Annotated in this window: 9 protein-coding genes; all 9 read left to right on the forward strand. The window is 73.4% G+C overall.

Annotated features, from left to right (window positions below; genetic code table 11):
- The first annotated feature begins 638 nt into the window (after positions 1-638).
- The 9 genes from PUR61_RS41505 (at position 639) to PUR61_RS41545 (ending at position 13,560) form a co-directional block, all read left to right on the forward strand.
- Positions 639-2,567, forward strand: coding sequence for a TIGR03960 family B12-binding radical SAM protein (locus tag PUR61_RS41505; protein WP_329885140.1), 1,929 nt, complete (start codon positions 639-641; stop codon positions 2,565-2,567).
- 238 nt (positions 2,568-2,805) lie between these two features.
- Positions 2,806-3,606 carry a TIGR03936 family radical SAM-associated protein gene (locus PUR61_RS41510; RefSeq protein ID WP_329885141.1) on the forward strand — a complete coding sequence of 267 codons (801 nt, stop codon included), beginning with the start codon at positions 2,806-2,808 and terminating at the stop codon, positions 3,604-3,606.
- Between the two features lie 396 nt (positions 3,607-4,002).
- On the forward strand, positions 4,003-7,692 hold the full coding sequence (locus PUR61_RS41515; RefSeq protein WP_329885142.1) for an Rne/Rng family ribonuclease: 3,690 nt from the start codon (positions 4,003-4,005) through the stop codon (positions 7,690-7,692).
- Between the two features lie 219 nt (positions 7,693-7,911).
- Positions 7,912-8,229, forward strand: coding sequence for a 50S ribosomal protein L21 (rplU, locus tag PUR61_RS41520; RefSeq protein ID WP_329885143.1), 318 nt, complete (start codon positions 7,912-7,914; stop codon positions 8,227-8,229).
- A gap of 12 nt (positions 8,230-8,241) precedes the next feature.
- Positions 8,242-8,499, forward strand: a complete 258-nt coding sequence (gene rpmA, locus PUR61_RS41525; RefSeq protein ID WP_209416555.1) for a 50S ribosomal protein L27 — start codon at positions 8,242-8,244, stop codon at positions 8,497-8,499.
- A 112-nt stretch (positions 8,500-8,611) separates the two neighbouring features.
- Positions 8,612-10,090: a GTPase ObgE gene (gene obgE / locus PUR61_RS41530; RefSeq protein WP_329885145.1), complete on the forward strand. Its 1,479-nt coding sequence runs from the start codon at positions 8,612-8,614 to the stop codon at positions 10,088-10,090.
- Positions 10,091-10,332: 242 nt separating this feature from the next.
- Entirely contained in the window at positions 10,333-11,469 is a 1,137-nt protein-coding gene (proB, locus tag PUR61_RS41535; RefSeq protein ID WP_329885146.1) for a glutamate 5-kinase, read from the forward strand.
- Positions 11,470-11,611: 142 nt separating this feature from the next.
- Positions 11,612-12,136, forward strand: coding sequence for a hypothetical protein (locus tag PUR61_RS41540; RefSeq protein ID WP_329885147.1), 525 nt, complete (start codon positions 11,612-11,614; stop codon positions 12,134-12,136).
- A 101-nt stretch (positions 12,137-12,237) separates the two neighbouring features.
- The gene (locus tag PUR61_RS41545) at positions 12,238-13,560 is read left to right on the forward strand and encodes a glutamate-5-semialdehyde dehydrogenase (protein ID WP_329885148.1); all 1,323 of its coding nucleotides are present in this window, start codon (positions 12,238-12,240) and stop codon (positions 13,558-13,560) included.
- Positions 13,561-13,594: the final 34 nt, after the last annotated feature.

The raw sequence follows: 13,594 nt of genomic DNA on the forward strand, positions 1-13,594 counted from the left end.
GCCCGTGTGCGGGCGGCGCTGTGGCCTGTCCTCGGGGGCTGTCCTCGGGGTCGTCTCGACGGGGGAATGCGGTGGGAAATACGGTGGGGGCCTGTGGTGGGGGAATGCGAGGGCACTGCGGGGGGTCGACCGGTGAAGGCCGATCCGTGGGGGCTGTTCGGCGAAGGCTGTACGACGGAGACCGGTCGGTGAGGGCCGGTCGGTGAGACCCGTCTGCGGGACATACCCCGGTGGGGCGTCCGGATACCGCGCGTGGACGGGGCACCTGCGCCGGGGCCTGCGCCGGGCCGCCCGCGGGGTCAGCCGCCCGCGGCTCCGGGCGGGAGGACCACGGTCCCGGGCAGGAGGCCGGGGCCGGTTGCCTTGTGCATGGTCAACTCCCTTGCCTCGACGGCGTGCAGGACCCTCCGGCAGAGCCTTGCCAGTAGCGCACGCGTCCTTCGAACGTGTCAACCACCGTCGACGCCGCGCCGTAGGGCGCCGTTCACCCGCCGGAGCGGCCCCGGCCGCCCGCGAGCGCGGCACGGGCCGACCGGGATGAGCCTGCCGCGATTCGGCTACCCTTGAGGGTCACCCCTCCCAGCCGTCGCCCATCGGTGAGCACGGCGGCCATCAAACGTCGTAAGGGTTCCTAGTACATGACTGTCGAATCGGTCTTCCCACGCCTGGAGGCCCTCCTCCCGCACGTCCAGAAGCCGATCCAGTACGTCGGCGGCGAGCTCAACTCGACCGTCAAGGACTGGGACGCCTGCGACGTCCACTGGGCGCTGATGTACCCCGACGCCTACGAGGTCGGCCTGCCCAACCAGGGCGTCATGATCCTCTACGAGGTGCTCAACGAGCAGGAGGGTGTGCTGGCCGAGCGCACCTACAGCGTCTGGCCGGACCTGGAGGCGTTGATGCGCGAGCACCGCGTCCCCCAGTTCACCGTCGACGCCCACCGGCCGGTGCGCGCCTTCGACGTGTTCGGGCTCTCCTTCTCCACCGAGCTCGGCTACACCAACATGCTCACGGCCCTCGACCTGGCCGGCATCCCGCTGAACGCCCGGGACCGGACCGACGAGGACCCGATCGTGCTGGCCGGAGGCCACGCCGCGTTCAACCCCGAGCCGATCGCGGACTTCATCGACTGCGCCGTGATCGGCGACGGCGAGCAGGCCGTGCTCGACATCACCCGGATCGTCCGGGCCTGGAAGGAGGAGGGCCGCCCCGGCGGTCGCGAGGAGCTGCTGCTGCGCCTCGCGCGCACCGGCGGGGTGTACGTGCCCGCCTTCTACGACGTCGAATACCTGCCCGACGGCCGGATCGGCCGCGTCGTGCCGAACGCCCCCGGCGTTCCGTGGCGGGTCTCCAAGCACACCGTCATGGACCTCGACGAGTGGCCCTACCCCAAGCAGCCGCTCGTCCCGCTCGCCGAGACCGTGCACGAGCGGATGTCCGTCGAGATCTTCCGCGGCTGTACCCGCGGCTGCCGTTTCTGTCAGGCCGGCATGATCACGCGCCCCGTGCGGGAGCGAAGCATCACCGGCATCGGCGAGATGGTGGAACGCGGGCTCAAGGCCACCGGCTTCGAGGAGGTCGGCCTCCTGTCGCTCTCCTCCGCCGACCACACCGAGATCGGCGACATCGCCAGGGGCCTCGCGGACCGCTACACCGAGGACAAGATCGGCCTGTCGCTGCCGTCCACCCGCGTCGACGCCTTCAACATCGACCTCGCCAACGAGCTGAGCCGCAACGGCCGCCGCTCCGGGCTCACCTTCGCCCCCGAGGGCGGCAGTGAGCGCATGCGCAAGGTGATCAACAAGATGGTGTCGGAGGAGGACCTCATCCGCACCGTCGCCACCGCCTACGGCAACGGCTGGCGCCAGGTGAAGCTGTACTTCATGTGCGGCCTGCCCACCGAGACCGACGACGACGTGCTCCAGATCGGTGAGATGGCGAAGAACGTCATCCAGAAGGGCCGCGAGGTCACCGGCCAGAACGACATCCGCTGCACCGTCTCCATCGGCGGGTTCGTGCCCAAGCCGCACACCCCGTTCCAGTGGGCCCCGCAGCTCTCCGCCGAGGCCACCGACGCCCGCCTGGCCAAGCTGCGCGACTCCATCCGCGGCGACCGCAAGTACGGCAAGAACATCGGCTACCGCTACCACGACGGCAAGCCCGGCATCGTCGAGGGCCTGCTCTCGCGCGGCGACCGCCGGATCGGCGCCGTCATCCGGGCGGTCTACGAGGACGGCGGCCGTTTCGACGGCTGGCGCGAGCACTTCTCGTACGACCGCTGGATGGCCTCCGCCGAGAAGGGCCTGGCCGGCACGGGCGTGGACGTCGACTGGTACACCACCCGTGAGCGCACCTACGAGGAGGTGCTGCCCTGGGACCACCTGGACAGCGGTCTCGACAAGGACTGGCTCTGGGAGGACTGGCAGGACGCCCTGGAGGAGGTCGAGGTGGACGACTGCCGCTGGACCCCCTGCTTCGACTGCGGCGTCTGCCCCCAGATGGACACGAGCATCCAGATCGGCCCCACCGGGAAGAAGCTCCTCCCGCTGAGCGTGGTCGGCAAGTAGCGGCACCCGGGACGCCCCCGCCGGACCTGTCCGGCGGGGGCGTCCCGTCGTCTCCGGACGCCGGACCGGACGGCCCTGAGCAGGAACGGAGCGAGGGGGTGGCGGGGACGCGTACCCTTTGGGGTGACAGAGTCCGGACAGTGGCGGGAAACCGCCGCCGCGACGGACGGGGACAACTGACTAAGGACTGAGCGACCTGGCACGCCGCACGCCCGACGGTCCGCCGCCCGCACCGACCGTGCAGCGGATCCGTCTCCGCTACACCAAGCGCGGCCGGCTCCGCTTCACCAGCCACCGCGACTTCCAACGCGCCTTCGAGCGCGCCCTGCGCCGGTCGGCCGTGCCGATGGCCTACTCGGCCGGCTTCACTCCGCACCCGAAGGTGTCGTACGCCAACGCCGCACCGACCGGTGTGGCCAGCGAGGCGGAGTACCTGGAGATCGGCCTCGCCGCCCTGCGCGACCCCGAGGAACTGCGCGCCCAACTGGACGAATCGCTCCCCGCGGGCCTGGACGTCATCGACGCCGTCGAAGTGCGGACGCCGAACTTCGTGGAGCGCCTGGAAGCCTCCGAGTGGCTGGTCCGTCTGGACGGTGTCACCCCGCAGGAGGCGGCCCGCGCGATCGCGGCGTTCCTGGCCGAGGAGCGGGTCGAGGTCGAACGCCTCACCAAGAACGGCGTGCGTGTCTTCGACGCGCGCGGCGCGGTGGCGGCGCTCGAAATCGCCTCGCCGCAGGTCGACGGCGGTGCGGACACGGACGGCGAAGGGGGCCGCGATGTTCGGACCGGCCGTCCCTGTGCGATACTGCGCCTGGTAGTACGACAGGCCACACCCGCCGTACGACCCGACGACGTGTTGTCCGGTCTCCGTGTGACGGCCGACCTGGCGCCGCCGGTCCCCGCAGAGGTGACCAGGCTGGCGCAGGGGCCGCTTGACGAGGAGACCGGCACGGTGACCGACCCGTTGGCGCTCGACCGCGCCGCGGCCACGGCCGGCCCTCTGACGGCCGGCGAGCCGCGCGCAACCGCGTCCGCCTAGCGGGCGGAGGCCGGGTCCAGTCCACACTGGGCCCGCTGGTCCTCCAGGCCCCCGCTGCTCCCCAGGGGAGCGAGCGTCGTCGAAGCACAGGCCGGCCTCTTGTGGCCCGCCGACCCCGATGGTCGGTGGGCCCGAGGACCCCGTCCGGGAGCCACCCGGGGTTGGGGAACGGCGCAGCTTGGGAAAACCTCAGAAGACTGGTCAGACCAGAAGACTTTCGACACCCCGCGAGTGCGGGGCGCCGAGCGAGACTACGAGCCCCTGTGCGGCCTCGCGTCCGCGCGGCGGCACCGTGAAAGGGTCCGGCCCGAGCATCGTCATGATGCCGGCCGGCGCCACCGGTGCCCCGCCGTGCCAGGATGCGGAGCCCGGGGGCCTGACGGGAGATCCACCCGCATGCTCGATAACACCGATCCGCAGCAGTCCGCGGCGACGGAACAGAACGACACCACCGCGACCGGTGGCGACGGCGCGTCCGCCGCGCCGCCGCGTCGGCGCCGCCGCGCGGTGTCCCGCCCGGCCGGAACGCCGCAGGGCGCGGCCTCGGCGGTCGCCGAGACGGTCATCCCGGCCGATGCCGAGGTGAAGCCGGTCGAGACGCCGGCCGCCGCCGAGACGCCCGCCGCCGAACCGGCGGCCGAGAAGCCCGTGCGCGCCCGTCGGACCCGCAAGCGGGCCGAGGCGCCCGCCGGTGCCCCCGAGGCCACCTCGATCGTCGTCACCGCGCCGGACGCCGGTGCGACCGCCGTCCCGGCCGAGACCGAGGCCCCGGCGGCCGAGAAGCCCGCCGGAAGGGCCGCGAAGGCCGAGAAGCCGGCCGAGAAGGCCGCCGACCAGGCGCCCGCGGCCGAGAAGCCCGTGCGGGCCCGCAGGACCCGCAAGAAGGCCGAGGCCGCTCCGGTCGAGGCACCGGCGGTCGAGGAGCAGCCCGCCGCCGAGCAGCCGGCCGTCGCCGAGGTGGCGCCGGTCGAGGCCGCTCCGGTGGAGGAGGCGTCCGCCGCGCCGGCCCGCCGTCCCCGCCGCCGCCGTGTGGTCGAGGCGGCCCCGGTCGTCGAGACCCCGGTCGAGCCGGCTGTCGAGGAGCCGGTGGCCGAGGAGGAGCCGGCCGAGGAGCCGGCCGCCGAGGTGAAGCCCGCCGTCGCGGAGCCCGTCGCCGCGGCGCCCGCACCGGTCGCCGAGCCCGAGCCGGTCACCGGCCGGGTGCGCCGCCGCGCGGTCCGCCCGTCCACCGCGATCTTCCAGGCCCCGGTCTTCCAGGAGCCGGCCCCCTACGTCGCCCCGCCCGCGGCACCCGCGGCGCAGCCCGCGGCGGCGGCTGCCCCGGTCGAGGCCCCAGCCGTGCCGGAGGAGCGTGGCGAGGAGGACGAGTTCGAGTACAGCGGCGTCGGCCGCCGTCGCCGCACCCGCACCCAGGTCCGCGTGCAGTCCTCGGGCCGGCAGCGCAGGGCCGCCGCGGAGAAGCCGCCCGTCGAGCGTCCGGCCGCCGTCGAGCGGCCCGCACCCGTCGTCGAGCGTCCGGCCGCCGTCGAGCGTCCCGCGCCCGTCGTCGTCGCCGAGCCGGTCGAGACGCCGGTGGTCGAGGCCCCCGCCACCGGCCCCGAGACCGAGGCCGAGGACGAGTGGGAGGACGGTCGCCCGTCGCGCCGCCGCCGCCGGGGCGGCCGTCGCCGCCGCCGCGGTGAGGCCGAGGAGACCGAGGCCGAGGCCCCGGAGACCGTGCACCCCGCCGACGCGGCGCTCGCCGCCGCCGAGGACGAGGAGGACGACGAGGACGACCTGGCCTCCGGCCTGTCCTCCTCCCGCCGTCGCCGTCGCCGTCGCCGCCGCAGCGGTGAGTCCGGCGCCGTCGAGGCCGCCGAGACCACCGAGGACGGCGTCCGCACGGTGGTGAAGGTGCGCGAGCCGCGCCGCCGCTCCACCGAGCCGTCGTTCGACCCGGACGAGGTGCAGTCCATCAAGGGCTCCACCCGTCTGGAGGCCAAGAAGCAGCGCCGCCGCGAGGGCCGCGAGCTGGGCCGCCGTCGGGTGCCGATCATCACCGAGGCCGAGTTCCTGGCCCGCCGCGAGTCGGTCGAGCGCGTCATGGTGGTGCGCCAGAACGGCCAGCGGACCCAGATCGGCGTCCTTGAGGACGGCGTGCTGGTCGAGCACTACGTCAACAAGGAGCAGGCCACCTCGTACGTCGGCAACGTCTACCTGGGCAAGGTCCAGAACGTGCTGCCGTCGATGGAGGCCGCCTTCGTCGACATCGGCAAGGGCCGCAACGCGGTCCTGTACGCCGGTGAGGTCAACTTCGGCGCGCTGGGCGGCCACGGCGGCCCGCGCCGGATCGAGTCGGTGCTGAAGTCCGGCCAGTCCGTGCTGGTCCAGGTCTCCAAGGACCCGATCGGCCACAAGGGCGCCCGCCTGACCAGCCAGATCTCGCTCCCCGGCCGCTACCTGGTGTACGTGCCCGAGGGCTCGATGACCGGCATCTCCCGCAAGCTGCCGGAGAACGAGCGCGCCCGTCTGAAGCAGATCCTCAAGAAGATCGTCCCGGACGACGCGGGCGTCATCGTGCGCACCGCCGCCGAGGGCGCCTCCGAGGAGGAGCTGACCCGCGACGTCCAGCGGCTGCAGCAGCAGTGGGAGGACATCCAGAAGCGGGCCACCAGTGGGAACGCCCCGGCGCTGCTGTACGGCGAGCCGGACATGACCGTCCGGGTCGTCCGCGACATCTTCAACGAGGACTTCACCAAGGTCATCGTCTCCGGCACCGAGGCGTGGAACACCATCCACGACTACGTCTCCAACGTGGCGCCGGACCTCGCCGGGCGGCTCCAGCGGTGGACCTCCGAGGTGGACGTCTTCGCCACCTACCGGATCGACGAGCAGCTGATGAAGGCGCTGGACCGCAAGGTCTGGCTGCCCAGCGGCGGTTCGCTGGTGATCGACCGCACCGAAGCGATGATCGTCATCGACGTCAACACCGGGAAGTTCGTCGGCCAGGGCGGCAACCTGGAGGAGACGGTCACCCGGAACAACATCGAGGCGGCCGAGGAGATCGTGCGCCAGCTGCGGCTGCGCGACCTCGGCGGCATCATCGTGATCGACTTCATCGACATGGTCCTGGAGTCCAACCGGGACCTCGTGCTGCGCCGCCTGCTGGAGTGCCTGGGCCGGGACCGGACCAAGCACCAGGTGGCCGAGGTCACCTCGCTGGGCCTGGTGCAGATGACCCGCAAGCGGGTCGGCCAGGGCCTGCTGGAGTCCTTCTCCGAGCCGTGCGTCCACTGCAACGGCCGCGGCGTGATCGTCCACATGGAGCAGCCGAGCTCCCACGTCCACGGCAACGGCGGCGGCGCGCTCGCCGTCGAGGCCGGCGCGGGTGGCGGCAAGCGTCGGCGCCGGGGCAAGGGCGGTGCGGCCCACGAGGAGCCGCAGGCCGTCGAGGCCCTGGAGATCGAGGAGACCGAGGAGACCCTGGAGGCGGCCGAGGACTTCGACGCGCCGGTGCACGAGGAGATCGAGGGACAGCTGGCGATCGAGGTGCCGGGGACCGAGCTCCCCGCCGCCGAGCCGGTGGCCGTCGAGACCGTCGAGACCGTCGTCGAGGCCCCGCAGGCCGTCGAGACGGCTCCCGCCGCTGCGCCGGCCGGTCGTACCCGCCGCCGTGCCGTGCGCAAGGCCACGGCCCCCGCCGGGGCCCCGGGCGGTGCGGAGATCGTCGTCCTGCAGGCCAAGGCCGAGGCGGCGCTGCAGTCGGCCTTCGCGGCCGCCGAGAAGCCCGCCGAGGAGGCCCCGGCCGAGCCGGTCACCGAACCGGCCGAGCCTGCCGCCGTCGAGCCGGCCGCCACGGAGGAGGCCGCCGAGGCGGTCGCCGACGGGACGGACGCGGACACGGAGGCCGTGACCGAGGAGCCCGCCGAGGAGGCGCCGGCACCGAAGAAGCGGGCCGCCCGCAAGACCGCCGCCAAGAAGACCGCCGTCGCCAAGAAGACGACGACGGCGGCCAAGAAGACCACCGCCCGCAAGACCGCCACCAAGCGGACCAGCGCGGCGGCCAAGAAGGCGGCGGCCGCCGAGGGTGATACGGCGGCCGAGTAGTGCCCGGCCCGGGGCGGACCCAGTCCGCCCCGGGCCCGTACGTGCCGGTTTGCTCCCGAGGCGGCCGGTCCGTATTCTTGACCATCGGCGTGTCTACGCCTTGCTCCCGAGCACATCACCTTCCGGGCCCTCGTCAGAGGTGTCGGGGAGAGGCCCCTGTGTCCGTACCCAGGCGGCTGGCATCAGGAGCTCCGACCGAGTTAGGAAAGTAGGTACCGCATGTACGCGATCGTTCGCGCAGGCGGCCGCCAGCACAAGGTCGCCGTCGGCGACGTGCTGGAGATCGACCGTATCGAGGCCAAGTCGGGTGACTCGGTGGAGCTCTCCACCATCCTGATCGTCGACGGTGACGCTGTCACCTCCGACCCGTGGGTGCTGGCCGGTGTGAAGGCTCACGCCGAGGTGGTCGACCAGACCAAGGGCGACAAGATCGTCATCCTGCGCTACAAGAACAAGACCGGTTACCGTCGCCGCCAGGGTCACCGCCAGCAGCACACCGCTGTGCGGATCACGAGCATCGACTCCGTCAGCAAGTAAGGGGATAGCGAGATGGCACACAAGAAGGGCGCAAGCTCTACCCGTAACGGCCGTGACTCGAACGCCCAGCGCCTCGGCGTCAAGCGCTTCGGCGGCCAGGTCGTCTCGGCCGGCGAGATCCTCGTCCGCCAGCGCGGCACCCACTTCCACCCGGGTGCCGGTGTCGGCCGCGGTGGCGACGACACCCTGTTCGCGCTGACCGCCGGTGCTGTGCAGTTCGGCACCCGCCGCGGCCGCAAGGTCGTCAACATCGTGGCCACCGAGGCCTGAGTCACACCAGACTCACAATGAGGGGTGGGCCGGAATGATCCGGTCCACCCTTCGTGCTTTACCGCAGGTAGCGACATCGCACCGCACACTCTTCGTACTGGAGGCACACCCCATGACCACCTTCGTGGACCGCGTCGAGCTCCACGTCGCCGCGGGTAACGGGGGCCACGGCTGCGCCTCCGTACACCGGGAGAAGTTCAAGCCGCTCGGCGGCCCGGACGGCGGAAACGGCGGCGAGGGCGGCAGCGTCATCCTCACCGTCGACGCGCAGGTGACCACCCTGCTGGAGTACCACCACTCGCCCAAGCGCAAGGCGACCAACGGCAAGCCCGGCGCCGGCGGCCACCGCACCGGCGCCGACGGCCACGACCTCGTGCTGTCGGTCCCGGACGGCACCGTCGTGCTCGACCGGCAGGGCAACGTGCTCGCCGACCTGGTCGGCCACGGCACCAGCTTCGTCGCCGCCCAGGGCGGCCGCGGCGGCCTCGGCAACGCGGCGCTCGCGTCGTCCCGCCGCAAGGCGCCCGGCTTCGCGCTGCTCGGCGAGCCCGGTGACGCCCGTGACATCGTCATGGAGCTCAAGTCCGTCGCCGACGTGGCCCTGGTCGGCTACCCGAGCGCCGGCAAGTCCTCGCTGATCTCGGTGCTCTCCGCCGCCAAGCCGAAGATCGCGGACTACCCGTTCACCACCCTGATCCCCAACCTCGGCGTGGTCACCGCCGGCGACACGGTCTACACCATCGCCGACGTGCCCGGCCTGATCCCCGGCGCCAGCCAGGGCAGGGGCCTCGGCCTGGAGTTCCTGCGGCACGTCGAGCGCTGTTCGGTGCTCGTGCACGTGCTCGACTGCGCCACCCTGGAGCCCGGCCGCGACCCGGTGAGCGACCTGGAGACCATCGAGGCCGAGCTCGCCGAGTACGGCGGGCTGGAGGACCGGCCGCGCCTGGTCGCGCTCAACAAGGTCGACGTGCCGGACGGCCAGGACATCGCCGACCTCACCCGCACCTCGCTGGAGGAGCTCGGCTACCGCGTCTTCGAGGTCTCCGCGGCCTCCCGCAAGGGCCTGCGCGAGCTGAGCTTCGCCGTGGCGCAGATCGTCACCGAGGCCCGCGCCGCCAAGCCGCTGGAGGAGTCCACCCGTATCGTGCTCCGGCCGACCGCCGTCGACGACGCCGGCTTCACGATCACCGAGGAGGACGGCGCCTTCCGCATCCGCGGCGTCAAGCCTGAGCGCTGGGTCCGCCAGACGGACTTCTCCAACGACGAGGCCGTCGGCTACCTGGCCGACCGGCTGGCCCGCCTCGGCGTCGAGGAGAAGCTCTGGAAGGTCGGCGCCCACGAGGGCGACACCGTCATCATCGGCGCGGAGGACAACGCCGTCGTCTTCGACTGGGAGCCGACCATGGCCGCCGGCGCCGAGATGCTCGGCCGCCGCGGTGAGGACCACCGCATGGACAGCCCGCGTCCCGCGGTCGACCGCCGTCGTGACAAGCAGAAGAACCGGGACGCCGCCGAGGCGGAGTTCCTGGCCTTCGAGGCGCTCTCCAGCGGCCGTCCGGCCGCCCTGGAAGGCGACGACGAGGAAGAGTAGCCGGTACCGGCCCGTACGGCCCCTGTCTCCCGAACGGGAGGCGGGGGCCTGCTCGTTGACGGGGGGTCGGCGGAAGGCGCGGTCTCCGGGTCGCCGTCCGGCCGCCTCCGGGCCGCCGTCCGGGTCGCTGTCCGGCGGCTGGAACGCGCGGCGGACGGTCCGTACCGATCGCGTAGATTGCGGGGGTGGCGGCCGGGCCCGGCCCCGCCGTAGCGCACCACACCGGAAGGGCGAACAGCGAGATGAGCGAGGACTCCCTGCGGACGGAGGTGCTGACCGCACGCCGGATCGTCGTCAAGGTCGGCTCCTCCTCACTCACCACGGCGGCCGGGGGCCTGGACGCCGACCGCGTCGACGCGCTCGTCGACGCCCTCGCCAAGGTGCGCGCCCGCGCCGACGCCCCCGAGGTGGTCCTCGTCTCCTCCGGCGCGATCGCCGCCGGCCTCGCCCCGCTCGGACTGGAGCGGCGCCCCAAGGACCTCGCCCGCCAGCAGGCCGCCGCCAGCGTCGGCCAGGGCCTGCTGGTCGCCCGCTACACCGCCTCCTTCGCCCGCTACGGCCTCCGGGTCGGCCAGGTGCTGCTCACCGCCGAGGACGCGAGCCGCCGCGTCCACTACCGCAACGCCTACCGGACCCTCGACCAGCTGTTGGCGATGGGCGCGATGCCGATCGTCAACGAGAACGACACCGTCGCCACCGCCGAAATCAAGTTCGGTGACAACGACCGGCTGGCCGCGCTGGTCGCCCACCTGGTCCGGGCCGACCTGCTCGTCCTCCTCTCCGACGTGGACGGCCTCTACGACGGCGATCCCAGCCGCCCCGGCACCAGCCGGATCGCCGAGGTGTCCGGCCCGCACGATCTGGACGGCATCGAGATCGGCAGCGCGGGCAAGGCGGGCGTCGGCACCGGCGGCATGGTCACCAAGGTCGAGGCGGCCCGGATCGCCACCGGTGCCGGCATCCCCGTGGTGCTCACCGCGGCCAGCCACGCCGCCGACGCCTTGTCCGGCCGGCCCACCGGCACCCTCTTCCGGCGCACCGGCAGCCGCTCCTCCGACCGGATGCTCTGGCTGGCCCACGCCAGCAGCCCGCGCGGCGCCCTGCACCTCGACGCCGGAGCCGTCCGCGCCGTCGTCTCCGGCGGCGCCTCGCTGCTGCCCGCCGGGGTGGTCGGGGTGGACGGCGAGTTCGCCGCGGGCGATCCGGTGGACCTTCTTGCCGAAAACGGCCACATCGTGGCGCGCGGACTGGTCAACTTTGATGCGAGGGAGTTGCCCCGCCTGCTCGGCCGGTCCACCCGAGACCTGGCCCAGGAGTTCGGCGCCGCCTACGAGCGGGAGGTCGTCCACCGCGACGACCTGGTCGTCCTGCGCGGCTGACCGGCCGTGGGCCGGCCGGCGGAAGGCGGGCGGCTCCGCACGGGGAGCACGTCCGGCCGCGGGCGAGGAGGGGCGCAGCCGTACGCGTCGGGCCGGGGCCGGCGGGCACGACGACACGACATCGCCGAACAGGAGGCCGCCGGTGGAAAGCAGGCGCGAGGCAGCGCTGACCGGAGGGACGGCAGGCCGGCGGCTGACCAGCATCGACGGCGGCGGGGGCGACGCTCCCGCGGGTTCGTCCGGTCCGCCGTCCCAGGGGCCGGGCACGGTGCGCCCGCTCCGGCCGGACCGGCGTGACGAGACCGAGCCGCCCGTCGTGCCCGAGCAGGCCCGGCTCTGGCACGTGGTGCTGAGCGTCGCCGGGCAGGTCACCCCGCTCACCGCGCTGCGGGCCGGGCTGGAGCGGCTGGCGCACGACCACTCGTTCTTCCTGACCGCCCGCTACGCCGCCGACCATGCGGAGATCCGGTACTGGGAGCAGGCCCGGGACCTGCACGACGCGGCCGCGATCGCGCTGCGGCTCTGGGGCGAGCACAAGGTGACCGCCGGCCTGCCGCCGTGGGAGATCGTCGGCCTGGAGGTGGTGGACCGGGCGACCTACCACAAGCGGGTCGCCGAGGGGTTCGGCGGCGCGCAGCCGCACCTGGGCGGAGTCCACCCCTACTGACCGCCCCCGGCGGGACACCCCCGGGGGCCGGGTCGGGCCGGGGTGTCTCACCGGGCGAAATACCCGGCGGGCGGGGTCGGGGCAGTCGCTACCCTTGGCGCATGACCAGCGATCTCGCCACCGCCGACAGCCCCGTCCTCGCCGTAGCGCGCCGTGCCCGGGAGGCGGCCGCCGCGCTCGCCCCGCTGCCGCGCGGGGCGAAGGACTCCGCGCTGCAGGCGGTCGCGGACGCCCTGGTGGCCCGCGCGGCCGAGATCACCGCCGCCAACGCCGAGGACGTCGCCCGCGCCCGCGCGGCCGGCACCCCCGAGTCGGTGATCGACCGGCTGACCCTCACCGAGGAGCGGATCGCCGCGATCGCCTCCGACGTCCGCGACGTGGCCGGTCTGCCCGACCCGGTCGGCGAGGTGATCCGCGGCTACACCCTGCCCAACGGTCTGGACGTGCGCCAGGTCCGGGTGCCGCTCGGCGTGGTCGGCATCATCTACGAGGCCCGGCCGAACGTCACCGTGGACGCCGCCGCGCTCTGCCTGAAGTCCGGCAACGCGGTGCTGCTGCGGGGCTCGGCCTCCGCCTACCGTTCCAACAGCGCACTGGTCGCTGTTCTGCGCGACGCCGTCGCCGGGGCGGGGCTGCCCGCCGACGCCGTCCAGTTGGTGCCGGGCGAGAGCCGGGACTCCGTCCAGGAGCTGATGCGGGCCCGCGGCCTGGTCGACGTGCTGATCCCGCGCGGCGGTGCCTCGCTGATCCGCGCCGTCGTCGAGGGTTCGACCGTTCCGGTGATCGAGACCGGGACCGGCAACTGCCACGTCTACGTGGACGCGCAGACGGACCTCGCCATGGCCGTCGGCATCCTGCTCAACTCCAAGGCACAGCGCGTCAGCGTCTGCAACTCGGCGGAGACCCTGCTGGTCCACCAGGACGTCGCCGACGCCTTCCTGCCGCTCGCCCTCGCCGCGCTCGCCGAGGCCGGGGTCACCGTGCACGGTGACGACGCGGTCCTCAAGGCCGCCGAGGGCACGGCCGCCACGGTGCTGCCCGCCACCGACGAGGACTGGGAGACCGAGTACCTCTCCTACGACCTGGCCGCGGCCGTGGTGCCCTCGCTGGACGCCGCCGTCGCGCACATCCGCCGCTGGTCCTCCGGCCACACCGAGGCGATCGTCACCACCTCGCAGGCCGCCGCCCGCCGTTTCACCCAGCTGGTCGACTCGACCACGGTGGCCGTCAACGCCTCCACCCGGTTCACCGACGGCGGCGAGTTCGGCTTCGGGGCCGAGATCGGGATCTCCACCCAGAAGCTGCACGCCCGCGGCCCGATGGGGCTGCCCGAGCTGACCAGCACCAAGTACATCGTCACTGGTGACGGGCATGTGCGGGGCGAGGCGACGCAGACCGTGGGGGGCACGGCCGACGCCGTCTGACCGGCGTCCGGAGCGGTCTCCGGCCCGGGCCCCG

It is taken from the genome of Streptomyces sp. BE20 (genome assembly GCF_036322525.1).
Taxonomy (GTDB): domain Bacteria; phylum Actinomycetota; class Actinomycetes; order Streptomycetales; family Streptomycetaceae; genus Kitasatospora.